At 49.5% G+C, this 26,895-nt stretch carries 18 protein-coding genes; 15 read left to right on the top strand and 3 right to left on the bottom strand.

What is annotated here, in order from left to right; translation table 11 throughout:
- The first annotated feature begins 2 nt into the window (after window positions 1-2).
- The 12 genes from K300_RS0104535 (at window position 3) to K300_RS0104480 (ending at window position 17,830) form a co-directional block, all read left to right on the top strand.
- Window positions 3-1,064: a cytochrome c gene (locus K300_RS0104535; protein WP_022850482.1), complete on the top strand. Its 1,062-nt coding sequence runs from the start codon at window positions 3-5 to the stop codon at window positions 1,062-1,064.
- Complete coding sequence (locus K300_RS0104530) at window positions 1,061-1,957, top strand: formate dehydrogenase subunit gamma (protein ID WP_022850481.1); 897 nt, start codon at window positions 1,061-1,063, stop codon at window positions 1,955-1,957. Before K300_RS0104535 ends, K300_RS0104530 begins: the two co-directional genes overlap by 4 nt.
- The gene (locus K300_RS0104525) at window positions 1,954-2,787 is read left to right on the top strand and encodes a hypothetical protein (RefSeq protein ID WP_026836299.1); all 834 of its coding nucleotides are present in this window, start codon (window positions 1,954-1,956) and stop codon (window positions 2,785-2,787) included. Before K300_RS0104530 ends, K300_RS0104525 begins: the two co-directional genes overlap by 4 nt.
- A gap of 1 nt (window position 2,788) precedes the next feature.
- The gene (locus tag K300_RS0104520) at window positions 2,789-3,640 is read left to right on the top strand and encodes an NHL repeat-containing protein (RefSeq protein ID WP_026836298.1); all 852 of its coding nucleotides are present in this window, start codon (window positions 2,789-2,791) and stop codon (window positions 3,638-3,640) included.
- Window positions 3,640-6,753: a cytochrome c3 family protein gene (locus tag K300_RS0104515; protein ID WP_022850479.1), complete on the top strand. Its 3,114-nt coding sequence runs from the start codon at window positions 3,640-3,642 to the stop codon at window positions 6,751-6,753. The genes K300_RS0104520 and K300_RS0104515 overlap by 1 nt, the downstream gene beginning before the upstream one ends.
- Window positions 6,750-7,559: a hypothetical protein gene (locus tag K300_RS0104510; protein ID WP_022850478.1), complete on the top strand. Its 810-nt coding sequence runs from the start codon at window positions 6,750-6,752 to the stop codon at window positions 7,557-7,559. Before K300_RS0104515 ends, K300_RS0104510 begins: the two co-directional genes overlap by 4 nt.
- Window positions 7,556-8,536 carry a cytochrome c3 family protein gene (locus tag K300_RS0104505; RefSeq protein WP_022850477.1) on the top strand — a complete coding sequence of 327 codons (981 nt, stop codon included), beginning with the start codon at window positions 7,556-7,558 and terminating at the stop codon, window positions 8,534-8,536. The genes K300_RS0104510 and K300_RS0104505 overlap by 4 nt, the downstream gene beginning before the upstream one ends.
- Window positions 8,537-8,539: 3 nt before the next feature.
- A complete protein-coding gene (locus K300_RS0104500; protein ID WP_022850476.1) occupies window positions 8,540-10,699 on the top strand; it encodes a cytochrome c3 family protein in 2,160 nt (719 codons plus the stop codon).
- Window positions 10,699-11,922: a hypothetical protein gene (locus K300_RS0104495; RefSeq protein WP_022850475.1), complete on the top strand. Its 1,224-nt coding sequence runs from the start codon at window positions 10,699-10,701 to the stop codon at window positions 11,920-11,922. The genes K300_RS0104500 and K300_RS0104495 overlap by 1 nt, the downstream gene beginning before the upstream one ends.
- Before the next feature lie 22 nt (window positions 11,923-11,944).
- Window positions 11,945-12,511 (top strand): cytochrome c3 family protein, encoded by a 567-nt coding sequence (locus K300_RS16000; protein ID WP_022850474.1) that lies wholly within the window; start codon window positions 11,945-11,947, stop codon window positions 12,509-12,511.
- Window positions 12,512-12,524: 13 nt separating this feature from the next.
- Window positions 12,525-13,538, top strand: a complete 1,014-nt coding sequence (locus tag K300_RS0104485) for a cytochrome c3 family protein (RefSeq protein ID WP_022850473.1) — start codon at window positions 12,525-12,527, stop codon at window positions 13,536-13,538.
- 893 nt (window positions 13,539-14,431) lie between these two features.
- On the top strand, window positions 14,432-17,830 hold the full coding sequence (locus tag K300_RS0104480; protein ID WP_022850472.1) for a DUF7151 family protein: 3,399 nt from the start codon (window positions 14,432-14,434) through the stop codon (window positions 17,828-17,830).
- Between the two features lie 1,718 nt (window positions 17,831-19,548).
- On the opposite strand, the gene K300_RS0104475 is transcribed toward K300_RS0104480, so the two are convergent.
- Complete coding sequence (locus K300_RS0104475) at window positions 19,549-20,502, bottom strand: 4Fe-4S binding protein (RefSeq protein WP_022850471.1); 954 nt, start codon at window positions 20,500-20,502, stop codon at window positions 19,549-19,551.
- Window positions 20,503-20,634: 132 nt separating this feature from the next.
- Here K300_RS0104475 and K300_RS0104470 point away from each other — a divergent pair, with 132 nt between their 5' ends.
- From K300_RS0104470 to K300_RS0104460, 3 genes are all read left to right on the top strand, one after another.
- Window positions 20,635-22,749 carry a VTT domain-containing protein gene (locus K300_RS0104470; RefSeq protein WP_022850470.1) on the top strand — a complete coding sequence of 705 codons (2,115 nt, stop codon included), beginning with the start codon at window positions 20,635-20,637 and terminating at the stop codon, window positions 22,747-22,749.
- Window positions 22,750-23,427, top strand: coding sequence for an endonuclease/exonuclease/phosphatase family protein (locus K300_RS14545; protein ID WP_022850469.1), 678 nt, complete (start codon window positions 22,750-22,752; stop codon window positions 23,425-23,427).
- Window positions 23,428-23,498: 71 nt separating this feature from the next.
- On the top strand, window positions 23,499-24,986 hold the full coding sequence (locus tag K300_RS0104460; RefSeq protein ID WP_022850468.1) for a hypothetical protein: 1,488 nt from the start codon (window positions 23,499-23,501) through the stop codon (window positions 24,984-24,986).
- Window positions 24,987-25,111: 125 nt separating this feature from the next.
- On the opposite strand, the gene thpR is transcribed toward K300_RS0104460, so the two are convergent.
- Entirely contained in the window at window positions 25,112-25,654 is a 543-nt protein-coding gene (gene thpR, locus K300_RS0104455; protein ID WP_022850467.1) for an RNA 2',3'-cyclic phosphodiesterase, read from the bottom strand.
- The gene (locus K300_RS0104450; RefSeq protein ID WP_022850466.1) at window positions 25,651-26,775 is read right to left on the bottom strand and encodes a pyridoxal phosphate-dependent aminotransferase; all 1,125 of its coding nucleotides are present in this window, start codon (window positions 26,773-26,775) and stop codon (window positions 25,651-25,653) included. Before K300_RS0104450 ends, thpR begins: the two co-directional genes overlap by 4 nt.
- Between the last annotated feature and the right edge of the window lie 120 nt (window positions 26,776-26,895).

Genomic DNA, 26,895 nt, shown 5'->3' with positions numbered 1-26,895 from the left:
AGATGAGGTTTATTAAATCATTATTCATTACGGCTCTCCTTATATCAGCAGTTACCGCAGGGGCCCAAACTTTCACCCCCGATGACGAAAACTGCATGATGTGCCACAAATACCCCGGGCTCAGCAGGGTTAGTGACGAAGGGGAACTGCGTGTCTTCTATGTGAACTCCGAAAGATACGACCACTCGGTTCATACCAGGGTCAAATGTTCCGGATGTCACACAGATATCAAAGAGATACCGCACAAGGAAGCCGAACCTGTAAACTGTACCACAGAGTGTCACATCACTGAGGCGGGCTCGGCCAAGCCATTCTCCCACAAGCAGGCGGAAAAGGCACTTATGGAGAGTATCCATAACCCGGAGAACCCCAATGTCCGGGCTAAGATTGTTGAAGATTTTCCAGACTGCAAGGACTGCCACAACAACCCTGTTTTCCGGTTTAACCCCGATGAAGTTTATGAGATAAGCGATTCGAGGGACCCTTCAGAGATCTACAACAAATGCGAGACCTGCCACGAAGACAACATAGACTATAAATACTTCTTCAACCATGTAAGCCATAGGATGAAAAACCTGAAGCACGATGAATCGTCGATTGCAACGTGTAGCGAGTGCCATTCCAAACAGGAGATGGCGGAGAAACACAAGCTCAAGAATGCCGCAGGAACCTATCTCGACACATTCCACGGCAAGGCCATCGGCTTCGGCTTCGAGAACGCACCCACATGTATCGACTGCCACGTTAAAACCGGCGATTCGGTCCACCGCATTATGAGCCAGAAGAACCCCGAAAGTGCCATCTTCGAAGGAGAGCGGTACAAGACCTGCCAGGACCCAAGATGCCACCCCACAGCAAAAAAGGGCTTCGGCGAGATACGGATGCACGTTGCGATAGACAAGGACCTGTACCCCATCGAGTTTTACGTTGCTCTTGCCTTCACTGTGCTTACCCTCGGCGTATTCTTCCCGCTCGTGGGTCTGCTCATACTTGAACTTATAAGGGAGATCTTCCCGAACTTCAGCCTGAGACGCAAAGGCAAGCAGAAGGGGGATTCAAAATGACAAGAAGATACCCGATGATAAAGATAAAGAATGGTGAGCGTCATTACAGGAAGCTCACGGTTTCCCAGAAGAACCAGCACTATATACTTATGACCACATTCCTTCTTCTGGTTTTCACAGGCTTCCCGCTCAAGTTTCACTATTACGACTGGGCGGAGCCAACAATCCGCCTCTTCGGCGGACTTGCAAGCACAAGGCTTATTCACAGGGTAGCCGGTGTGATTATGGTCGGCCTGTTCTTCTACCACTGGTACTACCTCTTTAAGAACCTTTTCAGGCTGTACATTATACCAGCAAAGAAGACATCAAACTTCTCCATAAAGGAGATGATCCAATTCATATACTACTCACCGACCTTCCCGAGGCTCAAGGATATCAAAGACTTCCTTGACTTCGTAAAGTTCGCCCTCTTCATTACGGACCAAAGACCGAAGCACGAGCGGTTTTACTGGAGAGAGAAGTTTGACTACTGGGCGGTTTTCTGGGGTATTCCCGTACTCGGGCTCACAGGTCTTTTCCTCTGGTTCCCCGAGGAGACGGCGATGTTCCTCCCCGGCTGGGCTGTCAATATCGGCTACATCGCCCACTCGGACGAGGCTATGCTCGCAGTGAGCGTTATCTTCGTATGGCACATGTACAACGCCCACGTAAACTACGACAAATTCCCCGCTTCCCCCCTCTTCATAACCGGATACCTGCCGGAGCATATCATGAAGCATGAGTACTACCTCGAGTGGGAGCGGATGAACTGTATAGCTGAAAAAGATCCATCCCAGATAGTGGATCTGGACAAGATGAAGGAGGCGGAGCAGTTCACCAATGAACAGAAAGTCAAGATGGTGCGTGATCAGATAGAGTTTCTCAAGAGCAAGCAGTTCGGGAGTGACGAATGAGCAGAAGAAGCAGATTCCTTAGAATAATATACAGCCTTATCGGTATAGTGATCCTTCTTTACTCCGCCTATCTTGTGAACATCCTTGTTATGCACCTTTGGCATAAGGCGGACCATGGCGAGCATCACGCTGAACCTAAGGGTGCAGCCCAGTATGAGGCGATGATGCACGGTACGGATATGCAGAAGCAGGATGCGGGTTATGGGAATTTCACCGAAGCGCACCCTAAATACACCTTCCATGAGTTGGAGGAAGCCAAACTGAATGACAGCTACAACCTCTGCGTATCATGCCACGGCGATATCCCCCACAGTACAAAGAAGGAGACGAGAGCTTTCCTTAATATGCACTCCTACTTCATGGGATGCGAAACATGCCATATCAAGGTCGATAACGGCCAGAGGGCAAACTTTGAATGGTACAGCAAGATCACCGGCGAACGGAAAACATCTATGGATGTAAAGGCCTTCCTCGGCGATCCCGAGTACAAGATCATCCCTGTGCAAAACGAGGCGGGCTCAAATATCCTTTACTCCTCCGACAGCATGAGAGATACAGCTTCGGAATTGATCCAGGGAGCGGAAAGTCTCTCCGGCAATGAGAAGTCCTCCATGCTTGATGAGCTTCATGCGCCTATGAGCAAGCTGGAGAACAGCGTTACATGCAAGGACTGCCACACAGGACAGTATGAAGAGGCGTACCTCCCATATAAAAAGCTCGGCTACGCAGAGAGGAGGATAGACCAGCTCATCGGAAACGAAGTTGTAGGAATGATCAATAAATACGAGAAGTTTATAATCCCCGGATTCCTTGCACCCAAAGGTGAATAACGTGAGAAAAACAGTACTGACGGCAGCGGCTTTACTTTTCGCACTAAGCACCTATGCGGCGGACTACTCCGCAAAGCTCATAAAAACCATAGAGCTTGGGGAGAAGAGTGCCCCCGCCGATGCCGTTTTCGAGAGCAACGGTCTCGGTGTTTATGATGCCTTCGACGGCTCATACACCGTATATTCAGATAACGGCAAAGAGCAGAAAGCCACCCTTGAAAGGGGGGGGAACTGCCTAGTAAGGCAGGGTGATTTCTATATGCTCTGTGCGGATGAATCACTTGAGATTCTTAACAGCAGTCTCAACACGATTGCCAGCTACACCGCAGGTGAGAAGTTTGACCCCACCGATGCCGCCCCATACGAGGGCTCGGTGTACGTTCCGGATAATGACAACCACAGCCTTATCCAGTTTAATCTCTCCACCGGTGAGGTGGTCAAGAGCCTCGGAAAATACGGAAGGGACAGGCTCAATTTCTGGTATCCCTACTCCGCGGCCTTCGATAAGAAGGGGCTTCTCCACGTATCCGAGGTCATCAACACCCGTGTGCAGAAGATCACTGCGGATCTCAGGTTCTACGAGTTCGTAGGGAGCTGGGGGATAAAAGCGGGTGAATTCTACCGCCCAACGGGTATAGCTCTGCAAGGAAACAATCTTTTCGTTGCGGACGGATTTACGGGTGTGATCCAGTACTTCGATGAGGATGCGGACTTTGCAGGTGTATTGAAGGATTCTTCAGGAAACCGTCTCGAATTCGGCTCCCCGACACATATTAGGATAAAGGGTAACAGCCTTGCGGTTGTGGATCCCTATGAGAAGAAGGTTCACCTCTTCCATCTGGAGGTGAAATAATGAAACGTGTATTTGTATTATTATCAATAATTACAATTATATTCACAACGGCGGCATTCTCCGCCTCCAAGCCCGATTCCTCGAAGGAATGCGCAGTCTGTCACTACGAATGGATGCCCGAATTCCTGTATGACCTCAAAGGGACCGAGCTTGTAGACTATCAGAAGGAGAAGCTGGTCGCCGCCGATAAGATGTGCTTCAGCTGTCATAACGGTACAGTTGAGGACAGCCGTGTCAAGGTATGGTCCGGCGATATGCATAAGCTTGCGGAGAAGATCCCCGAGCACATGAACATCCCCGAGAGGCTCCCCCTTGATGACGGCAAGCTAAACTGCCGTACATGCCACACACCCCACGCCACAGAGGATCCTACGGGTGAAGATATAAATACAAGCCTCTTTTTGAGGATGGAGAACCCTAATTCAGAGCTCTGTAAGGCTTGCCACGAGGACCAGACAAAGAAATCGGGTAACCACTCCATGAAGAAGCCGGAGGAGAACGAAGCCGCCATCAGGTCAATGCTTGAGAAAACCGGCGGAAGGATGGGTAAAAACGGCGAACTTATCTGCGAAAGCTGTCACGCAAACCACTCCCCCGGCGGCGAGAAGATACTTATCGAGAAACTCGGTAACTCCGCAGTATGCGCAGTCTGCCATGAGGATAAGATAAGATACAAGGACACCGAGTACGTAAAAGGCGTCCTCACGCATCCGGTCAATGTCAAACACGATGACCCCGCAAAGGTATACGAGATAAAGAAGTTGGGCGGCGTATACGGCGAACAGCATAACCTCACATGCTCAACCTGCCATTCTGCCCACAAGGGTAAAACGGATAACCTTCTCATAAAGAAGGGTGCGGACAAGACCATATGCCTCGAATGCCACAGCGAGCAGGAGAAGGTTCTGGATACCCCCCATAATATGGAGAAGATCAAAAACTTCCGCACCAAGGATGGCAAAACCGCCGCAGAGAAGGGTGTTTGCGAAAGCTGTCACGGCCCCCACGGCTGGTCAATGGAGCTCCCCGCCGGCGATGAAGATATGCTCACAAAGGCGTGCCTGAGCTGTCATAGCGACCAAAACCTTGCGGATGATACATACTTCAACAGCAGAATGTTCCACCACCCCATTGGTGATGAGATAAAGGATAAGCAGGATAAAGACTACGGCGATCTCCCCATCTTCGGTCTGCTGGACAGATTCCTTTCCACTATCCTTGCTAAGGACAGCATGGAGAAGGATATAAACTGCTCCACATGCCACGATGTGCATTCGAAAGAGAAAAACTTCCTCCGTCAGGATACTAAGAACGGCGAACTCTGCATAACCTGCCACAAAGAGCAGAGGATGATAGAGAAGACCCTCCACGGAAGCAAGGAGCTTGATAAGAGCTGTCTCTCCTGCCATCAGGTGCATAACAGCACAAACAAGCGTCTGCTCGTGAAAAAAGAGGATGATGGATGCCTCGACTGCCACAGAGAGGGGGGAAGCGCAGAGAAGATGCTCATAGGCGAGCACTCCCACCCTGCAGATGTAGTGCCCGAGGATAAACTCCCCGAGGCGTTCAAGCTTAACGAGGATGGAAAGTTCACCTGTATCAGCTGTCACAACCCGCACACCCCCTCAAAGAAGGAAACCATCGACCGTGATTTCCTGCGCGGTGAATACTCCGATTTCGACAGCTTCTGCTCCGCATGCCACGAGAACCAGAAGGATGTTGCAGGCACAGACCACGATATAAGAGAGAAGAAGACCGATCCCGCCTGCCAGTCCTGCCACGCAGTGCATAAGGCGGAGACGGAGAAGTACATCATGTCCATCAAGTACACATATAAAGAGGACAAGGATTACTGCAATGTCTGCCACAGAGAGGATGGAAGCGGCAAGAAGAAGATCATTTCCGGCGGACACACCACCGGAGTAATCGAACATCCCGAAGGCTATGAGGATATGCTAACCGAACATGAGGGTGAATACCGCCTCGACTGCGGAACCTGCCATAACGTCCACAAGAACGGCCCCGCAAAGGGTGACGAGGGTGATTTCCGCAACAGCTTCCTTGAGGATAAGCTCCTGCAGGAGAAGAACCCCTGTATAGCCTGCCACAAGGATATGAAGGACTTCGCCGAAACTAAACATAACCCCGAGAAGTACGAGAAGAAGGCCGGTTATGAAGAGATTCTGGCTGAGCAGAACACATGCGGCGCATGCCACAGCGTTCACAACAGCGGTTACTACCTCTTCGATAAGAAGTACGGTGAAGACTTCGACAAGATCTGCAAGAGCTGTCATACGGAGGGCGAAACAGCCTCCGAGACAGCGATAAATACAAGCCATAAGATGAACATAGAGGATGAGAAGGCATCGGAACACGACCTCTTCCTCCAGAACGGCAAGATTGTATGCTCCACGTGCCACGAGCCCCATTCAGCGGATAGAGGCATGCTCAGGGAGAGCGGTGACGAAAACCTCTGCTTCACCTGCCATGCGGACCAGAAGGATTCGGCATTCAGCGAGCACAACATGGCGAGGATCGAGTATATCGATGAAAAAACCGCTAAACTCGCCGAGCAGAATGCATGCTACGTATGCCACAAGCCCCACAACTTCAATGAAAATACAAAGCTCATGTGGCCCTTTGAAGTGGATGAAGACAAGCCCTTCGCCGAAAGGATTTGCACCGACTGCCACAACAGAAACGGACTCGGCGAGAAGAAGATTCCCGAGATTGCGGAACACAGCAGTATCTTCAAGATATTCCCCTTCAAGGTTATGATTAAGGACTGGCTGTATGACGACATGGGCGAGAAGTCCGTAAACGGGAGTATAACGTGCCAGACCTGCCACAACCCCCATGTGTGGAACGAGCAGGATAAGGGTACATACCCCGGAAACATCGACGGCGACCATAAGAACAGCTTCCTCATTCAGGAAACGAGGGATAACTTCTGCGGCATATGCCATGGTGAGCGATCCGAGGAGCTGTTCAATAAATACCACGACGAAAAATACCGTAAGGAGCGCAACAAGAAGCTTCTGGAAAGGGAAGTGTTGCAGAATATGCTGATAATTCAGAAGAACCTGCAGAAGCTTAAGGAGGAGAAGAAGTGAGACTAGCCACCCTTCTGTGCCTTATACTTATGACCGTCCAGACGGCTTTTGCACAGCTCCCCGCTGCAGAGCCTCTTCTCGGGGACTACTCGATGCCTGAGGGGAATAAGGGTGTGCTCATATTCAATAGCTCCAAGCGCTTCGACCTCAACCTGCTGGCGGAGTTCGATTCGGAGTGCTCCTCTCACCCCCATGTACCCTGTGTTTATATCGACACAGCACCCATGGATGAGAGCAGGGAAATCTTCGAAGATGCAGTTCTCAGCGGGAAGCTTTTCCACGCTGAAGATGTTCAGGGTGAGCTCCCCAGAGCGCTGTTCATCAAAGACGGCGATGTTATAGGCGAGATAACATCCAGCATAACCCTTATGACAGGGATCCATCTGGGCTACCTGAGCGGAGGTCTTAGCCCCCGTGAGTTTAAGGACGCCAGAGAGAAGGCGCTCCAGAGCGAACAGTTCCGCAGGATAGTTCCCAAAATGAATTTTGTCCTTATGCTCGCCAAGAAGGGTGAGCGGATGAAGGCTCTGGAAGAGCTGGATAAGATCGAGGTGGGCAAGCTTAATGACAAGGGGCTTCTCCTTCTCGGCCAGACCTACCTGCGGCTTAAAGCCCCCGACAGGGCGGAAAAGGTTCTGGATAGTTGCAGTTCAAACGTAGAATGCCGGTTTTTCACAGCGATCTCAGTATACCTCCAGGGGGATGCGGAAAGGGGTGCTGGTATGCTGGAATCTATGAAGGAAGAGTATCCGGACAAGGAAAGGCTTGAATACTATCTCAATAAGATGCAAGGGGAGGGTAAATGAGGTTTGGCATACTTATTACAGCTATGTTGATAACCGCATTCACAGCTGCCACTGCCGTTGCTGAGCTTGAGATATTCTTTCCCAGAGAGGGTGAAACCACAGCTGTGAGCGATGTCCATGTTGTCGGCCGCTCCGATTCAGGCGATGATGCAGTTATAAGCATAAACGGCGTTGAATACAATAAACGTATGATTCCTTTTTTCTCAGACAATGAGACTCGTTCCTTCATGCTTATGAGTATCCTCAAACTCTCCCAGGGTGAAAACACCATTAGAGTAATCCAGGGGGATTCAGAAAAAATTCTTAAGATCAACAAGGTAGCATCACCGCAGGTTATCGGTGACTGGACAGAGGAGCTGAGCTCCTTCCATGAAAGCCCTGAACGTGAGGAGATTTGCAGCCGCTGTCACCGTTTCCAGAATATAAACGACTGTGTGAACTGCCACAGAGACAAGTTCATGGGGCAATGGGTGCATACACCGGTTAAAGAGGGGAAGTGCTTCACCTGTCATACAAAGGAGAACAGCCTCAAACCCGTTGAGCCCTTTGCGGACACCTGTCTGAACTGCCATAAAGACTTTAATAAAGAAAAGAAGAATGCAGAGATTGTCCATATGCCCACAGCGGAGGGGTATTGCACCATATGCCACTCCCCCCATAAATCAACCCAGAAGACCCATCTGCGCAACCCTGTGGAGGAGCTCTGTGCCCAGTGCCACTTCGCCGATGATCCGGAATACGGCTACCACGCCCAGAGCTACATACGCTTTCACCCGGTGGACAACGTTACCATACCCGGAACGGATAACGAACTCGACTGTGCGGACTGTCATCTTACCCACTATTCAGACTTCGAAGGGCTTCTTGATGTAGCAACAAACAACAGGGAAGACTTCTGTAATAAATGCCACGATGAGGAAAGCACCCCCTACCTGCTTGAGTTTCTGCTGGAACAGCACAAAGGGGATGGAGAATAGAATATGAAACTGCTGCACAAAGGTTTATTAACAGCCGCAGGCCTGCTTATTCTTACCGCCTGTTCAGGGAGTGACGACCTGAAACCCTCCATAACGGAGGAGGATGAAAACGTCATCAGTGTGTCCGTGCCGGATAACGGCACTCTAAGCTACACCGGTTCCGGAGCATTCGAGGGCTTCTCCCTCAATGGGAGTTTTGATGCGGACACAATCTATATCAAAAAGACCGAAGCTGACTACGCCGTAAAAGGCTACAACGCCGTTTCCGATCGATATGTAGTAAGCTTTAACAGCAATTTTGACACTCAGACCAATACCTTCGCCGATGCCGAGGTAAGCATACCCTACAGTGAGGAGATGTTCCAGAACGAGGGGGGGAGCTACAGCAGGCTGGGGATAGCAGGAATCCTGAACGGCAGTCCTGTTCCCTACCATTCCGAGAGGAACGGGAACACACTCACGGCTGAAGCAGATATCCCTATGGAGTTCTTTGCGGGTTATCGTATGGAGAGGGTGAGCATACCGGAGAAGAGTATAATCTCCCTCGGCTATGAGGGCTATGCATCGGCCGGGGAAAGCTTATACGATGGCGCAGGGAACATAACCCCCGACAGATACAGGGGAATATCCTCTGTTCAGGCCGGAGAGAAGGTTGTGCTGAATATAATGGACAGCTCATACACACTGCAGGACTGGGAGCTGGTTTCATACCCCGAAAACTCCTATACGGAGATGGTCCTCAGCGGAGACAGCTGTTCCTTCATCCCAACATCCCAGGGTCTTTACACCATCAGGCTCACAGCCGTTGACGCCGCAGGTGATGTTTACAGCGAGGATAAGAGGATACACGCCCTCTCTTACTCCTATGCGAAACACAGCGGAGATTCCTTCTGCTACGGTCAATGCCACGACGGCACCCTGAACGTTGATGACTTTGGCGATGACTTCGGCAGGCAAACACTAAGAAACCTTGCGGACACCGTAGAAGCCAGTGCCCATGGGCAGGCTTATGCGGCTGTGGCGGGTTCGGACGATCCCGAGTGCTACCGCTGTCACACCACTGGTTTCTTCTTTGTGGACAGGAACGCCGATGCCCTCGATGACCACCCGAACACCTACGGCCACGATGACCTCATAGCAGACTGGTCCGAGCCGGATAATACAACACACACCCACACTAGGGGCGTCACATGCGAAGCGTGTCACGGTCCTGCATTCACCTATGAAACCGATATCGAAGGCTCCGCAGAGCTCACCCACGAGCCAGAGGTTTCTCCAGGTTCCGGCGCATGCCTCGTGTGCCACGACACGGGTAACGAAGTGCAGGGGCACTTCTTTGAATACTCCGATTCCCACGACAAAGCACACCTCGCAGAGGGTTCCGCACAAAACGACAGCTGTATAGAATGCCATACTTCCCAAGGGTTTAAGGCGGGTATCTACGGCACGGACATTGCACCGTCCGATATAGAACAGCCCAAAGGGGTAAGCTGTGACACATGCCACGATCCCCACGGCGAAAGTGATAATCCTCACCAGCTCCTTGCCTACGGCAGCACGTCTGTGGCAGGAGAAACCGTTGATGCGGGTGCATCCGCACTCTGCTACGAATGCCACAGAGCAACGGAGGAAACCCTTCCTGCTGTGGGAAACATCGTGCACAATTCCCAGGCGGAGATGTATGAGGGAACGGGTGGATACGAGTACGGCGATGATCTTGGCAACCTGCGCTCCTTCCACAAAAAGTCCGGCACAACATGTACCGACTGCCATATGAAACGCCTCGAAGGCACCACCCACGCCTCCTTCAGTGACGACTACGAAGGGAGAGCGGATTACTGCAACGATGTCTGCCACAGCATCATCGTGGATGAGATAACCGCCGATGGCTACATAGACTATGCAGGGCAGACCGATATGCTCAACTCGAAGATGGCTGAGCTTAAGGTGGCTATTAATACAGAGGCAGGCCTTTCAACAGACACCGCAGTCAAGGGTGACTATGCGGCGGAAGGTGTCGAAGGTGGAACACTTCTCTCCCTTAACAGAGCGGCTTACAACTACAACTTCATAAAGAACGACCGCAGTGGCGGTAACCACAACTTCGACTACGCTGTAAAACTCATCGAGCTGTCGCTGGCGGATCTCAAGGGGGCTGAATAATGAAGCGCATACTGATACCGCTGATTATACTTCTAAGCCTCAGTGCCCATGCAATTACCTTCAACGGGGAGTATTCCACAGGTCTGGAATTCCAAAGCGGCGATGAGAATGAAACCTCATGGGAAAACTATCTGCGCCTCGATAGCACAGAGCTTGCAGAGCCGTATCTCGATTTCAACTTCTTCGGGCGCTACGCCGTTGAGGATGACGAGGACAGAAGCGACATATACTCAGCCTATTTTCACTATAAAGGCTTCGAGGATGCAGTCTCTTTAAAGCTCGGCCGATTCCCCTATTTCGGCGAAAGCCTTCTTACCCTTGATGGATTTGAGGCTGAGATAAAGACCGAATACTACTTTGGTGCAACAATATTTGCCGGCTCACCGAAGTATTACGATACGGATAGAAGGCACATCAACGAAACCTTCCGTGACACTGGGGACAGGATGTACGGAGCAAAGCTCTTCCTGAATGGTGTTAAGGATACAAACGGTTTCATCTCCTACACAAAGGAGGAGACGGACGATAACGATGTGGTTCAGGAGCTCGCAGGGATAGGGCTTTCAAGGCACTTTTCCCTCAACAAAGGGATGCTCCTCACCGCCGGAGCGGATGCGGAATACGACACAGACAGGAACGACCTCTACCGTGCAAACTTCCGTACAGCACTGCGCAACCCTAAATTCGGCATCATATACCGCTTCAGCAGATACAACGTTGAGGAGGGTAAGGACTACGACCGTGAGCTTATCATAACAAACTTCTCCACAGGAAAAGAGGACCGCTACAGCCTCAGTCTCCGCTATAAGCTTACCCCCAACGTATCCCTCTATCAGACAACGGTACACACCCTCATCGAGTACCCCAGCGGCGAATGGATATCCGGCGATATCATCAAGCTGGGTGCAGAGGCGAACTACTATAAGAAGATAGGTGTAACCTCCACCATCGAAGGCTACAGCTACGAAAGCAAGGTCTCCGATGCAAAGGGATTCAGCTTCTCCATTAACTGGAACCTTACCAGAGAATTCCGCCTCTCATTCCAGAAAGAGATTGTTCAGCTCGAAAACTGGAAGGAGGAGGACACGGTGTACTCCCTCTACACAGAGGCGGAGTACATGTACAAGGACAATATGCGTTTCAACCTTTACGCAGAGCAGAATGGAGAGACAAGATACCTCCCCGATTCGAGGCTAGGCGTTAAGGCATCCATAGATTTCTAAAGAGAGGAACGGTGGTTTCGCTATGAAAAAAAGGACTTTACTTATACTGACAGCTTTTATTATTGCGGCGGTGGGATGCTCCAAGTTTTATTACCGCACCCCCTATCTCGCATTTAACCATGAAAAGCACGTGGACATTCTCTTCCAGCAGGAGAAGGACTGCTTCTACTGCCATAAACTCCCCGATCTTGAGAGCTTCGCTTTCCAGGGGCAGGACTTTAAGATCGACGCCGAACTTAAGATAGACGGTAAATGCCACGATTGCCATAAGGACGAAACCACAAGGGTTGCTAAAGCGCCCGGCAACTGCAAGGTATGCCATGACAACCTTAAGACAATGAAACCGGATGATCATCAGGCGGATTGGACAAAGCTCCATGCAGTTCCAGCCAAGCTTGATAAAAGCTCCTGTGAGAGCTGTCACAGCGACTGGTACTGCGAAGACTGCCACAGCAAACAAAAATCCATAGAGGATCTGCGCCACCCCAGAGCCTATAAACTAACACACTCCATGGATGCCATGATAGACCCCGGCTCCTGTGATGTATGCCACAGAACAGGCTTCTGTATCGAATGCCACAGCAGGTAACTAAGAGGTAATTATGATGAGATTTATTACATACATACTGGTAATTACAGCGGCGGTGATAATAACAGCATGCGGGGGAGGTTCCGGTGATTCCGGCTCACCCCTGAGCGAATCAAGAACCACAGCCCCCCAGCTTAACGAACCTGCAGCCCACGGCGGCGGGATAGGCTGGGAAAGCGATAACTGTATGCTCTGCCACCCGGCTGGCGACCTTAAAGATATCCACGAATACTCAAGAACTCTGGGGGATTCCTTCACAGAGATAGACGGCTACGATACCGGTGTATGCTTCTACTGCCACGGCTCCAACGGCGTTGAAGGTATCACGGCGGGAACTTACAGATGCACCCACTGTCACACGGACAGTAAGCTCACCCGTTCCGCCGATCTGTTCGATGGACATATGTTCCACGATGTTAACGGTGACGATGAATACAACAACGAAGACTGCCTTGTCTGTCACGACTTCTCCGACATGGACGGCAGGATCGAGATGGATATCGACTTCACTCAGTCCGGCTCAAAAGCTTCCAGCACAACGGAATTCTGCCTCAATTGCCATGACGGAAACGGTAATTTCGGTGTTATCCCCCCATCTCCAGAACATGGGGATGACAACATTTATAATACTTACATAGGAACGGGAGAGACCGAGGAAGAAAAACGCTACACAGCCGATGCCCACGGCTTCGGAATCAGTTCAGGGGCAGGTTTCGGCGAACTGAGGGGGACATACTCCGCAGATATGGAGATACCCTGCACAGCCTGCCATGAGGTACACACATCCCCGAACAGCCATATCCTTTCAGAGAATGGCTCTAATGCAGAGCTGACAGACGACACAGCCTCCGTAGCAGATATATCCGTGTATGAAAACAACTACACCGAGCTCTGCTCAGTCTGTCACTTTACCGAAGGGGGCGCGGAGACTGGAAACGGTCTCGTAGAGGTTGTGCATGATGGACCTTACTCCTCAAACTGTTCCGACTGTCACTATCACGGCTCGGGGGATTCAGGACTCTTCTAAATCATTTCTGCGGGGCAGGTTAACTTTTCATAAGTTATTGATAATCTGCCCCGTATTTGTCGTATTATGCCCACGTATCAATATTATTCAATTCTGGTATAATTCCTGTCAATACGTTCTTATGTTCATGCCATACGGCTGGTTGTGTAGTAATAAAGCTCTAGACACAAATGTCTACTAATACAAACCCCCATTCGTTCATAATCTTGTCTGTTACAATGGTCTATGCTGTAAAAAACTATACATATATGATTAGAGTTTATCCGTTTGATGTTAACTGACAAATGGTCTTTATCTATAGATATTGCTAATGATGTAGCAGGATAAAGGTAGAAACTTTACATATTTTACTCATGATACAAAAAGGTTGGAAGGGCTATAATCGGGAGCTCACAATATGGAAACAATGTTATAAAGAGCTCGAGGCCGAGTATTGCATTATCCGCATATAGCTATAGATATATTTTTTATTGTACACAAGGAATTTACATTGAGAAAAAACAAAAAAAAATCGAACTTTTTCGTTTGTGCGCATCTTTACAAACCCTTTCTTGTCTTATTTTTAGATTTAACATAATGAGTTCAGCTATCCCTTTGGTTTTACTTTAATTTAACCTGGTGATTGCATTATACAACGTTGTTCGTTTATGCACTTATGCTAGTTAGGCATGTAAAACTTACTGTGGCTCAAGTGTTTTATGGAACATTAATTAGCGCTTATAGGGGTATATAGAGTAGACATAGCATTGAAGTCTGGTATACTTTGTAAAATATAGCAATATGCTATGGTTTGTTACAAAATTAATTTATTTAACAGCAGTGCCAAGCATTGCTAAGTTTCACCCAATTTTGTGTCCGCCTGCTTGCTGGCGGATGCGAAGAAAGGAGGATTTATGCGCAAGTTTTTGATTGTTCTCGCGATTCCGATCCTTTCACTCATGCTCTATGCATGCGGCGGAAGTTCAGGAGGCGGAGACAACAATGTCACCGATCAGGGGACCCACAGTACGGTTGCAAACACAGAGATCATCGAGCCCGGTGAAACCTGTGCCAACGGTGGTATCCTGGTACAGACCGGTATCGACCTGAACGGTAACGGTCTGCTGGACGAGTCCGAAGTAAACGCAGAGCAGGCTGTCTGTAACGGTAATGACGGAAATGACGGAGCCGAATCCCTCATCGAAATCGTAACCGAAGAGCCCGGCGATAACTGTGAATACGGCGGACAGAAGATCACAGCCGGTATCGATTCCGACGGCAACGGTGTTCTTGATGAAAGCGAAATCACTGAGACAGAGTACATCTGTAACACAACTAATTTCGCAGATCACGCACAGGGATGCTCACAAGGGCCCTTCCACTGTCACAGCGACCTCGTGGAAAGCACCAAGTACCTTGAAAGCGTTCACGTTACCCACAGTGATCACATCACGCAGGATTCACCCAAAGAATGTCTTGCATGCCACGACCCCTTCGACGAAGGCTACCAGTTTGAAAACTTCGTAGAGGAAGGCGTTGCAGTTGTTTCATGTTCAGCATGTCACATCGACCTTCAGTCTGGTCTCCTCAAGAAAGAGCCCGATGCTTCCGGTTGCTCACCCGAGGACGAGGACGGAAACAAGCTCTGCCACACCAAGTTCGAAGGACCCTCAGCTGGGCACTTCACATATCATCCCTTTGCAGACAACATAACCGGCCTCTATGAGGACAGTGCACACGGTATGATGGAAGGACACGAAACTGGCAGATGTTCAGTATGTCACAGTGATGAAGGCTTTAGAGAGTATGCAGACGATTACAGAGGCATGGGAAGAGAAGACTTCCGTGCACAGTGGGATGCTGACTCACCTGTAGAGGTTGGCGAGAGCAGAGTTCAGTGTCGTACATGTCACGAACCTCACTCCACCGAGCTTCGTACTGATGATGTAACTCAAACTGAGACACTTTCAGACAACTCCACAGTGGAAGCAACTCTCTACTCCGCAGAGTTCCAGCTTTGTACTACTTGTCACCAGGTATTCCTCGACGCAACCTATGATGAGGACGCCAACAAGTATGACTACGCACTCAGCTCTGACTACGAGAACCAGAGAGAAAACACCTTCTACCACTACAACAAAGACTACAGAGACATCGCAGATACCCACTTCGCAGGTAACTATGCAATGCTTGACGACAACGATACTGTAACCTCCGTTGAAACACTTGACGGATACCAGATCGACGCAGCAAGCCCCTACGCCTGCCGTCAGTGTCACGATGTTCACGCCGCCAGCAAGTTCGACCATATGGTTGGATGGCACAGAGGCGGACACTCTGAGTATAAAGCAGAATCTTTCAACCACTGGGAAGGCGGCGACTCTGATGACGCAGAATGCTTCGCATGCCACTCCGGTATCGAATTCGTTAAAGAAGTTGTAGGCGGACATGCCGGCTACAATAACACTTCCGGTAACGTTGTCGGCTGTGTAGCCTGCCACGACCTTCAGGCTAGAAACGCAGACTACGATCCCGAAGTTGACGGTAGCGAACCCTTCGAGCTCGGACCCAGAAGAGAGTTCGTAGACAACCACACATTCCCCTCAGACATTACTATGACGCCTGAGCAGCTCGGCGAAGACCAGCTCTGCCTCAGCTGCCACAGCGGTAGAAATGCAGGTAATGATGTAGATACCTACATTGCTGAGAACCCTGGAACATTCAACTTCGCAAGAATCAACCCCCACTACTTTGTAGCTGGAAGTACGCTTTATGGTACACTTGCGCAGATCGGTTATCAGTACGAAGGTAAGATGTATGCATCCAAGTTTGAGCACGTTGCAACCAACGACTCCTGCGTTGAATGTCACAGCCCGCACAGTACAGACCTTGCTATAACCAAGAACTATGCTGGCGACATCGACGGAGACGGAGTTGACGCTAAGACTTGTAACGAGTGTCACACAGCAATGACCGAGAATGAGGACGCCAGAGATATCCGTATGACAGGCTCCAACCTTGACTACGACGGTGACAGCAATGTAACCGAAGGTATGTATGCAGAGGTTGAAGGTCTCAAGACGCTTCTCTACGACGAACTCATCGCTCAGGGCGTTGTTGATGTAGGCCACTATCCCTACTGGAGCAACATCACAACTGAAGCTCAGTTCAAGGCAGCATTCAACTATAAGGTAGTAAGCAACGATCCCGGTATGTATGCTCACAACTCAGCTTACGCTATCCAGCTTCTCTACGATTCAATTGAGGATCTCGGAGGAGATGTAAGCGGACTCATCAGAGATGACGAAGCCCACTTCGATGCATCATCCGAAGCTTTCCGTCACTGGGATGAGGATGGCGAGATGAGCACTTCATGCGCAAGATGCCACTCTTCCGAAGGTGCAGAGCTTTATTATGCAGATAAAGAAGCTCACTACGACCTCGAAGATGGTACTCTCATAAGCGATGAAAGCTTCAACCGCAAGGATACCATGGGTATATCCAGCCACCTCGCATGCCAGGTTTGTCACGAGCTCGATGAAGACTCCGTGATAACTCCCGACAACGCAGAGGTTGTTGAAGCAAGTGCTTACACCACATTCTACAAAGACCAGCACACAGGTGCACAGGTAACTCTTGCCGACAAGGGACTCTCCAACCTCTGTATCAACTGCCACGGTGGTAGAGACAGAAGTGCCTACGACCAGGTACTTAACAACACCCTTGACGGCAGCCTCAGAGGACCCCACTACTTCGTAGCCGCAGGCACAATGTTCAACAACGTTGCCTATGAGTTCGATGGTAAAGACTACGGTACTAACTACCACCTCGGTCTCGGCGGTTCCGATAACGGTCCCTGTATCTCCTGTCACATGACTGGTACAGAAGCAACAGACAAGCACGCATTCGGTATCGACTTCGCAACTAACGACACTTGCTCTTCATGCCACAGCGCACTCTATCCCCAGAACCAGGCTCAGTTCGACGAGGTTAAAGCTGGATACGAGAACGCCTACAAGGCACTTGAGGACATGGTTATCGCCAAGTTCGACCCCGAAATCAGCCACAGAGTTCCCGCTCCTGAAGGCGGCTGGGGCTCTACAGAGAATATGGGTGCGGTATACAACATGCTCTACCTCCATGGAGAGCCGGGTGCATTCACACACTCACCCACGTATACCAAGCGCATTATTTTCGACTCGCTTGACTGGCTCGACAACGGTGCTCTTGATGGAAACATCGACCTCACAGGCTACGCTCAGGCAGCTGCCTGGATGGGTGCTGGTGATGCTTCCTCAGTATCAAGACCCTAGTAAGACCTAAACCCTATTAAATCAGAGGCGGCTCCTTCGGGGGCCGCCTTTTTTATACCTGGCGTGTTAACCTGGGAAATTCATCATCCTATTTAATCTATGGAATTTACCATCCATGGAAATTCCATTGTTGTTCGAGCGGGGAAACCCCGCTCTCTCGCACTTCCGGCTACGTGAATTGAGCAAAGCCCAATTCAACTACGCCTTCAGGGCTTCCATCCTTGGAAGCCGTTTTGTATCAAGCACTCTATTCATCCTAAGGATGGGTTTTTAAGGGGATCATAAGGGGAAAGTTTTCCCTAAAAATTTCCCCTTAGTCTTTATTATATTTATGGAATTTACCATCCATGGAAATTCCATTGTTGTTCGGGCAAGGAGACCTTGCCCTCTCGCACTTCCGGCTTCGTCAGACCAGCAAAGCTGTGCTTCCTTTCGCCTTCAGAGCCAACATCCATGTTGGCTTATTATATATCAACCTTCATCGTCAAGATGGAATCAAGTTGGCTATAACGTTTACACTTAAGACATAACAACGTGAGACGTGGAGAGGTTTTCCAGTTAGATGGCTACTAGTAGCCCACAACCAGTTTTGTCATAAACGCTCTTAATCTTCCCCGAATGTTTTACAGCCGAATGAGCTCTTTTGGAACCGCCCGGAAGTTTTGGCCGCACGTGACAGACGAAGTAATCCTAAATATTGAATACTTTCACGTATGATATGCGATTACACTCCTCAGCATCAGCAAAACTTCAGGTGGAAAAGGAGTGAAATGAGGGCACCGCCATCAATTACGAATTTATGAATATAAATGAGTAACAATGGGGGCTGGAAAACCCTGAGGGAATAGTTTTGCATACTTTTGCGACAAAAGTATGGCGTGCTATAGCACGAAATACATAAATTAGTGACTTATTTCTAATTTAAGTATGAAAGCAAAAGATCGCAGGGAACTTTTTAGGGAACAAAGTTCCCCGCACCCCTCAAAAACCCATTTTGAAGATAATAATTAAGGCTGATATATAATCAGCCAACATGGATGTTGGCTCTGGAGGCGAAGCTGAATTGGGCTCTGCTCAATTCACGTAGCTGGAAGTAAGCGGAGCGAAAGCTTTGCCAAGCGAAGCGGCAGGGAAATTCTCAGGATGATGAATTTCCCAGATATTAATAGTAACTTTCCTTCTTACTTACGCGAGCGAGCTTTCATCCATGAAAGCTTTCGCTAATCATACAATCATGGTTGATATGCAACAGGCTTCCAAGAATGGAAGCCCTGAAGGCGAAACTAAATTGAATTGTATTCAATTTATGTAGCCGGAAGTGCGAGAGGGCAGGGTTCCCCTGCACGAACAACAATGGAATTTCCATGGATGGAAAATTCCATAGATTAAATTGGAACCGCCCGGAAGTTTTGGCCGCACGTGACAGACGAGGTAATCCTAAATATTGAATACTTTCACGTATGATATGCGATTACACTCCTCAGCATCAGCAAAACTTCAGGTGGAAAAGGAGCGAAATGAGTGCACCGCCATCAGCAGGTGATTTATTAACATAAATCATCTGCCAAGGCGGCTGGAAAACCATGAGGGAATAGTTTTGCATACTTTTTTAAAAAGTATGTGGCGCATAAGCGCAAAACAAATAAGTTAGTCACTAATTAATATGTCTTGCTCTTATGCGCCAAAAGTAAGTCGTGCTTTAGCACGAAACACAAAAATCAATGACTTATCTCCCCCAGCCTCATGAGCCATGAACGGTAAACCTCGATTGGCACACGAGATTCCCAGAGTCCGGCAACCATGGCGGAGATTATAAAAACCGTTACCATAGCTATTATCAAAAGCCCCACATGCCGGTAAGAGACATCCTTCGGTACCATTTTCAGGCATCTTTCGTTATCCCTGACTCGAAGGCAGTCGTGGCATCCTATACAGTCGGGATGGAGCACGGTGCTCTTTTCATGGACAGAGATCCCGCCAGGGCAGACAGCGGTGCATTTACGGCAGTTTGTACAGCTCATCTCGTCCCTTACGATTCGCATGGGAGATATGATTCCGGGGATTGCCATAAGCGCACCGTAGGGGCACAGGAATCTGCACCAGAAGTTGCGGACAATCAGTGTGAGGAATGCCAGCACGAGTATGACCACGCCCGTAGTAACAGATGGATTGGTGAAGAAATGGAGCATTTTTGCATCCGCTACAATGTTGTACGGGGATGATAGGAACGCATCTATGCTTCTGGCCGACATACTGCTTATGACAAACAAGAAATATCCGAGGATGAGATACTTTATAGATGATAGAGGGATAGATATCCATTTCGTCAATCTGCGGCTCATTCCGGCAGAGCTTACGCATTCGCTTAGCAGGCCTATGGGGCATATATACCCGCAGAAGCCCCTGCGAAAAACGAAGCTGACTGCGAGGAAGGTTATCAGCAGTGTCAGCCCAGCAGGATGGATAAAGTCATAACTACCTGTTGTTACGAGTTGTTTAAGCCCCATGAATGCGCTTATTGGGAGATAGGCCTCAACTCCTCCCGGTTTTGTAACATCCAGCTCACCGAGCTTAAGGTTGTTTAGATAAAAAGCAAAACGCACTCCCGCATATACTGAAACCAGTGCAAAGAGAAGTTGAATTAATCTTCTGTCCCAGCTTGTTCTGAACATTCCAATCTCCGAAATTTTCAAAGAATCGTACCCCCTGGCTTGGTATAAATAATTGATCCCGATCAATTCGGGCAATTTATGTTAAGTAATTTATGCTTAAAAATATTGGAGAAGGTGTTATATTCGGTAATTATGATTGAAGATAAGAATGATTTTAAACCTATATCCGGCATTGAGGGTAACTGCTGGAAAACCGTTAAAACCGACAAGCTTATACCATTGATTGACGGTGAAGAATACTACCGTGCCGTGGCGGAGCTTGTGCTGAGTGCCAAGCGAACCGTGTTCATTGCCGCATGGGATATAGACAGCCGTATCCGCCTAATACGGGGAGGGGATAAAGAGGTAACCCTTGAGCAGGTGTTGACCGAGGCTGTGATGAAGAATCCCGATCTTGAGATATTCATACTTTCATGGGATTTTGCAGTCCTTTATGCCCTTGAGCGAGAGAAGCTTCCGACCTTTAAGTGGAGGTTCGGGACACCTGAGCAGATCCATTTCGAGCTTGATAACACCCACCCCATAGGTGCTTCGCATCACCAGAAGATGGTAATCGCAGATGATGCCGTGGCGATTAACGGTGGTATGGATATCTCAAACGTCCGCTGGGACACAAGGGAGCATCTCCCCGAAAACCCGCTTAGAAGCGACCCTATGGACAAAAAATACCCCCCATATCACGATACGATGCTCTGTGTGGATTCCGATGCGGCGGAGGCGATGGGGGAGCTGTTTCGTCAACGCTGGCGTGACGCCGTGGGTGGAGAGCTCCCCAGGGCGGATAAACCAACGGAGTACAGACCGAAGAACGGTAAAGCACTTGTAGAGAATGTGGATATCTCTATCTGCCGTACGTTTCCCCAGTTTAGAGGAAGGGAAGAGGTTCGGGAGATTGAGCGGGTCTACATAGAGATGATAGAACGTGCTGAAAAGTGGATATACATTGAGAACCAATACTTTACATCCTATTCTGTCTTTGAGGCTCTCCAGAAAAGGCTGGAGGGGGAGAATCCCCCCGAAGTTGTGATGCTCCTTCCAAGAAACAGCCCCGGCTGGCTGGAGGAAGCCACTATGGTCAATATCCGTTCGGTCCTGCTCAGGCGGCTTGTTGAGTCGGATAAGCGGAAGAAACTACACATATACCGCCCGCATATAGGTGTTGGGGACGGAGGATTCCAGGAGATCCATTCCAAAACGATCATCGTGGACAGGGACTACCTCTTCCTCGGCTCAGCAAATACCAGCAACCGGAGTATGGGCTTCGATACAGAATGCAATCTCCTGCTTGAAAGTAACGGTGAGGAGAGGATCAGCAAAGGTATTGAGGATATGATGACCGATCTCATTGCAGAGCATCTATCCACGGAACAGAAGAAGGTTATCGAGCTTCTGAACGAAACCGGATCCCTTGCAGAGACTGTTCAGCAGCTGAGGGGTTACGGAAAAACAATGGTTCCCCTTGAGTTGAAGGATGTGAGAACCTTTGAGAGGCTCATTCCGGACGGCAGACTTCTTGATCCTGAAAAACCCAGCCCCCTAGATATAGCGGCGGATAGCATCGAGGAGACGGAGGAGAAGAAGAGTTTCGTCAAGGTGCGTTTGGCGGGTGTTGCTGTATTCTGCATCGCCATGGTACTTCTGTGGAAGTTTTCACCGCTGGCTGAAATTACTGATAAGGAAACGCTTACTACTGCGCTCTCCAGCATTGAAAACAATGTTTATGCCCCATGGATTATGATTGCATCGTATGTTGTGCTGGGCTTTTTTGTGGCTCCTGTAACTCTCCTCATAGGTGTTACAGCCGCAGTATTCTCACCGGTTACTGCCTTTTTCGTATCCCTTGCGGGAACAACCCTGAGCTCAGCGGCACTCTATGGTGTAGGGCGTGCCATAGGGGGTGAGGCGCTGATAAACCTTCTCGGCAAGAGGGGTGAGAAGTTCCGCAAGACCATGGAGAACAGGGGGATCTTGACCGTTGCAATCCTGCGTATTGTGCCAGTGGCACCGTTTACGGTTATCAATGCAGTCGCCGGAGCATTCAGGATCGGCTTCAAGGATTTTGTTATCGGAACCTTTATAGGTATATCACCGGGGATATTCGCCATAACCGTTTTGACCGAGAGCATTAAGCGATCCCTTATTCAGCCTGATCCAATGAATATTGCATTATTTGCCCTATTCCTCGCTTTCTTTGTTCTGCTTGGATGGTATGTGAGAAAGACCATACTGAAGAGGAGGCGGAGCTGAATGCGGCTGGTCACCTATAATGTCCACGGCTGGGTTGGTAGAGACGGCAGTAAGAACCCTGAGCGTGTGCTGGGTGTTTTGAGGGATCTGAGTCCGGACTGCGCCGCACTGCAGGAGGTTGTCTTGGATGCTGTACCCGGTGGTGCAGATGCAAAGGCCTTTATTGAGGATTCTACTGGTATGTATGCCTTCTTCGGTCAGACGATGCTTCGGGAGGATTCCGGTTACGGCAATGTCTTTCTGAGTAAAAGGAAGCCGCTTAAGGTATCGACCCATAATATATCATGCTCCCTCAAAGGCTGCGAGCCGAGGGGGCTTATTATCGCAGAGATGGAGTGCTCGGGGAGAGTTCTTACGATCTTCGCCACCCATTTCGGCCTCAAAAACCGTGAACGGCTCCAGCAGGCGGAGGAGATAGCCGCCATAGCCAGCAGAACAAGGGAGCCGATGGCGCTGATGTGCGACTGCAACGAATGGAGAAAGGGAAGGGCATCCAGAGTGCTCGATGAGGCCTTTAACGGCTGTTGCCGCATAAGGAGTTTCCCCGCACGCTTCCCCCTTTTTGCTCTGGACAGTATAAGGGTCAAAGGTGTTGAGGCAGAGCATTTTATTAGCAGGGAAGGGGGAGCGAAGACAGCTTCTGACCATCTTCCCCTCTGCGCAGAACTGAGTATTTGAAACAGACTTCTTGAGGATTTTCTCAGGATATAGTAAACATCTAAGTATAATAGTTATCTTTGAGGTGACAGATGTCTGTTTCAAGGTTTATTGTATTTCTTGCCCTTCTCCAGCTTTCTGCCGTATGCGCCTTTGCCGGTGTTACTGTGGATGCCGACGGTCCCGATGATTATCATGATGCCTATTCCATAGCCGTTGAGGCTTATTCAAAGAATCAGATCCTAGCTTCCGATAAGGCTGTTCAGGTATTTTACGAGCCTGAATATGAGATCTCTTCCGTTGATGTCACCTTTACCCTGACCAACGCCGCCTTTCTCCTTGAAGACGATGCGGGGAACAGGGGTGATTTCTACTGTCTGGCTGAATGGGTGGATTCGAACTCCAACGGTTTTGTGGATGCCGGAGAGTACGGTGCGGACAGCGCAGGAAACGGTGACGGCATTATGGATGCTGGCGAGCAGAGAAAGGGGTATGAGATGACCCTCTCCAGTGGGATCCTAAGCATCTCCGGTCATGACTTCAAGAATGTACATTCGAGTATTGACGGCTATGTATTTCTGCGTGAGGTGGACGGCAACTCAACGGCATGCGACGGCAATGTAGCAGACACTGTGGCGCCAGGAATAAGGATGCTCCTTTTTCCGGGCCTTGAATCGAACCAGCACCTCAGTATAAAATCAACATCAGACTATGCTGTTACCACCGTTACAGACTCCGCTACCCTCGCCATGTTCAGCAAATATTATGAATTCAGCGTCTCGACTCCCCTTGATGCGAAAGCGGATGTGGAGGAGGATGTCCTCAAGTTCACCGGCGGTGCAGTGCAGGATCAGCTTGTTGTTGACTATACGCTTGGGAGCAATTTCATACTTTCACCCACTGGTGCCGTTATAAACAGCTTTGCATACAGCATTTGCGGCAGGAACTTTTCTGCCATTGAGTCGGTGGACGATGCCGATGAAACCGGAGGAGGCGTTCAGGAGCTTTCATACAATAGCGGTAGCGGATGCTGGGAATATACCGATGAAAACAAGGACGGCTCCATCACCTTCAATTTCAACGTAACTGGTGAGGATGTTATCCGGGCGAACCTTTTCAGCCTTAACGTCTTTGGCAACCCTGCAGAAGATTATGAAGGGAGATACTACGCCGAAGAGATCGAAGCTGGTGAGTGGAGGAGTAACGGTGCTGTTCTTATAGCCCCCTACATGTTCAATACCTCCTCCAACTGGGTGCGCATATCGAACGAATCACCCGATAGGAGTGCACAACTATACCTCGACCTCTTCGACGAGAGCGGTAATAACTACGTTTACGATTTTCAGGTAGCGGGCTTCGAATCGATACCACCGTCAACCTCTGTTGTTATAAAGGCGGATGACATTATCGCCGGAGCGGAGCAGGCCTTCCCTTCATTTGTATTAAATTCAAAGCGTTTTACATCAGTCTTCTACGCCACAAGGGATAAGGACGATGTCCACGGTATCAGTGTTCAGGCGATTCCCGGCGGTGTGGACAGGGTTATGCCCCTGCTGGACGACAATACATGGAGCCAATAACAGGAAAAGGTTTGTGGAAGGGAGGGGCAGTAAGAACACTCCTAATCAAGGCTAGTGTGTATGTGCGGGGAAGGTCCTGTTGAATTACGGCAGGATTAGCTATGTTTGCAGAGTTCTTTTGTTTTTCAGCTGAGGGTGATACTCTTCAGGGGTGTGTAGCAGACCCCTTTATCATTCATATCGCTTCTGTACAGGGTTAGGGAGGGGAGTGTGAATGATGATGGCTCAAAACCTTCGGTAATTCTTTGCAGCTCATCCATAAAGCCCTTTCGGGCATCTATGCTTCGCACTCTGGCAAGTGTGGCGTGGGGAACAAAGGGCTTTTTATCCGGTGAGAATCCCTCGGTGTGGAGCAGCTTTCCCAGTCTTTCCCTGTATTCTGATAACCGCTCTGATTCACCCTCAACAAAGACCACAGAGGGCTTCTTCTGTTTGGTGAACCACGACACTCCGCTAAGGTTTACTGCGAAGCTCTCAGGCTCAGCCCCCTCCATGCACGCTCCGGCGATGAGTGCTTCGTCTTCGTCTATCTCACCCAGAAAGAATAGAGTGATATGGATATTCTCTCCCCTGACAGGTGATATGCGTCCATAGCGTTTTAGCCCCTTAACATCGGGGAAAGTCTTAACGGTTTCCTCGGGAATGTCCGCAGCGATGAATGCTCTCATCGGTTTTTGAGGTACTCCTTCAGCCTTCTTATACCCTCTGCCATGTGGTCGATGTTGCGGGTGTAGGCGAAGCGTATGTATTTATTTGTCTCGTTGGAGCCGAAATCCACCCCGGGGGTGACAGCGACGCCTGTTTCCTCCAGCAGTTCCATGCAGAAGGCGTAGCTGTCGTTGGAATATTCGGATATGTCCGCCCATATATAGAAGGCTCCCTGTGGCTTCGCATCGATGGGGAACATTTCCTTAAGCTCCCCGTAGAGGTAGTCCCTCCTGCGGCGGTACTCCTCCTTGTAGTCTCTTAGAAAGATCTCGTCGAAGGCTCCCATGGCGCCCAGTTGACTCAGCACTGGTGCGGAGATAAAGAGGTTTTGCATGACTATCTCCGCCCTGCGAACGAGTCTTTCGGGCATTATCATCCATCCGAGACGAATCCCGGGCATGCAGAAGTATTTACTGAACCCGTTTATTACAATGGCCTCATCGCTCAGCTCAAGGGCTGTGTGCTCCGGTTCGTCCTCGTATACCAGCCCGTGGTATATCTCGTCGGAAATAAAGGCTATACCATTCTCATCGCAGTATTTTGTAAGCTCCTTCAGGTTTTCGCCGGTGTATATGTTACCTGTGGGGTTTGCGGGTGATGAGATCTGTACAGCCTTGATGTTCTCCTTTTCCTTGAGCATATCTACCGTGAGCTGGTAGTTTGTCGAGCTGTCCACGGGTATCATCACCGGCTCTATGTCCATGATATTCGAGAAATTTTTGTAACAGGGATAGGATGGATCGGTGAAGGCGAGGCGGTCACCGCTGTTCATCAGTATGGAATAGGCGATAAGGAATGCGCCGGAGGTTCCCACGGTGAGCAGAATCCTGTCGGGGGACACATCAACTCCGTACCGGTTTTTGTAGAAGCCTGCGATCTTCTCCCGAAGTGGGCGAATGCCGAGGCTCTCAGTATATGGGAATGAGCGTTTTTCAATCGCCTCATGCAGTGCGTCAAATACCTTTTCCGAAGGGCTTATGTCGGGCTGGCCCACTTCAAAGTGGATCGCATCCTCAATCTCACCCGCTTTGCGGACGATGTCCATAACGATGAATGGTGTAACATTTTCCAGTCTATCCATAGTTTTACCTCTTTAATAAAGGGTTTTAGTATCGCAGATCTCCCCCCTGATTTCAATAACTGTGTTCAGGTGTAAAAGCTGTGTAAACCATATTTCAAAAAGGTGAGTGATACATTTTAA

The sequence above is a fragment of the Limisalsivibrio acetivorans genome (genome assembly GCF_000421105.1).
In the GTDB taxonomy this organism is placed as follows: domain Bacteria; phylum Chrysiogenota; class Deferribacteres; order Deferribacterales; family Geovibrionaceae; genus Limisalsivibrio; species Limisalsivibrio acetivorans.
The sequence above is the reverse complement of the archived record's forward strand: the minus strand, read 5'-3'. Positions and strand labels throughout refer to the sequence as shown.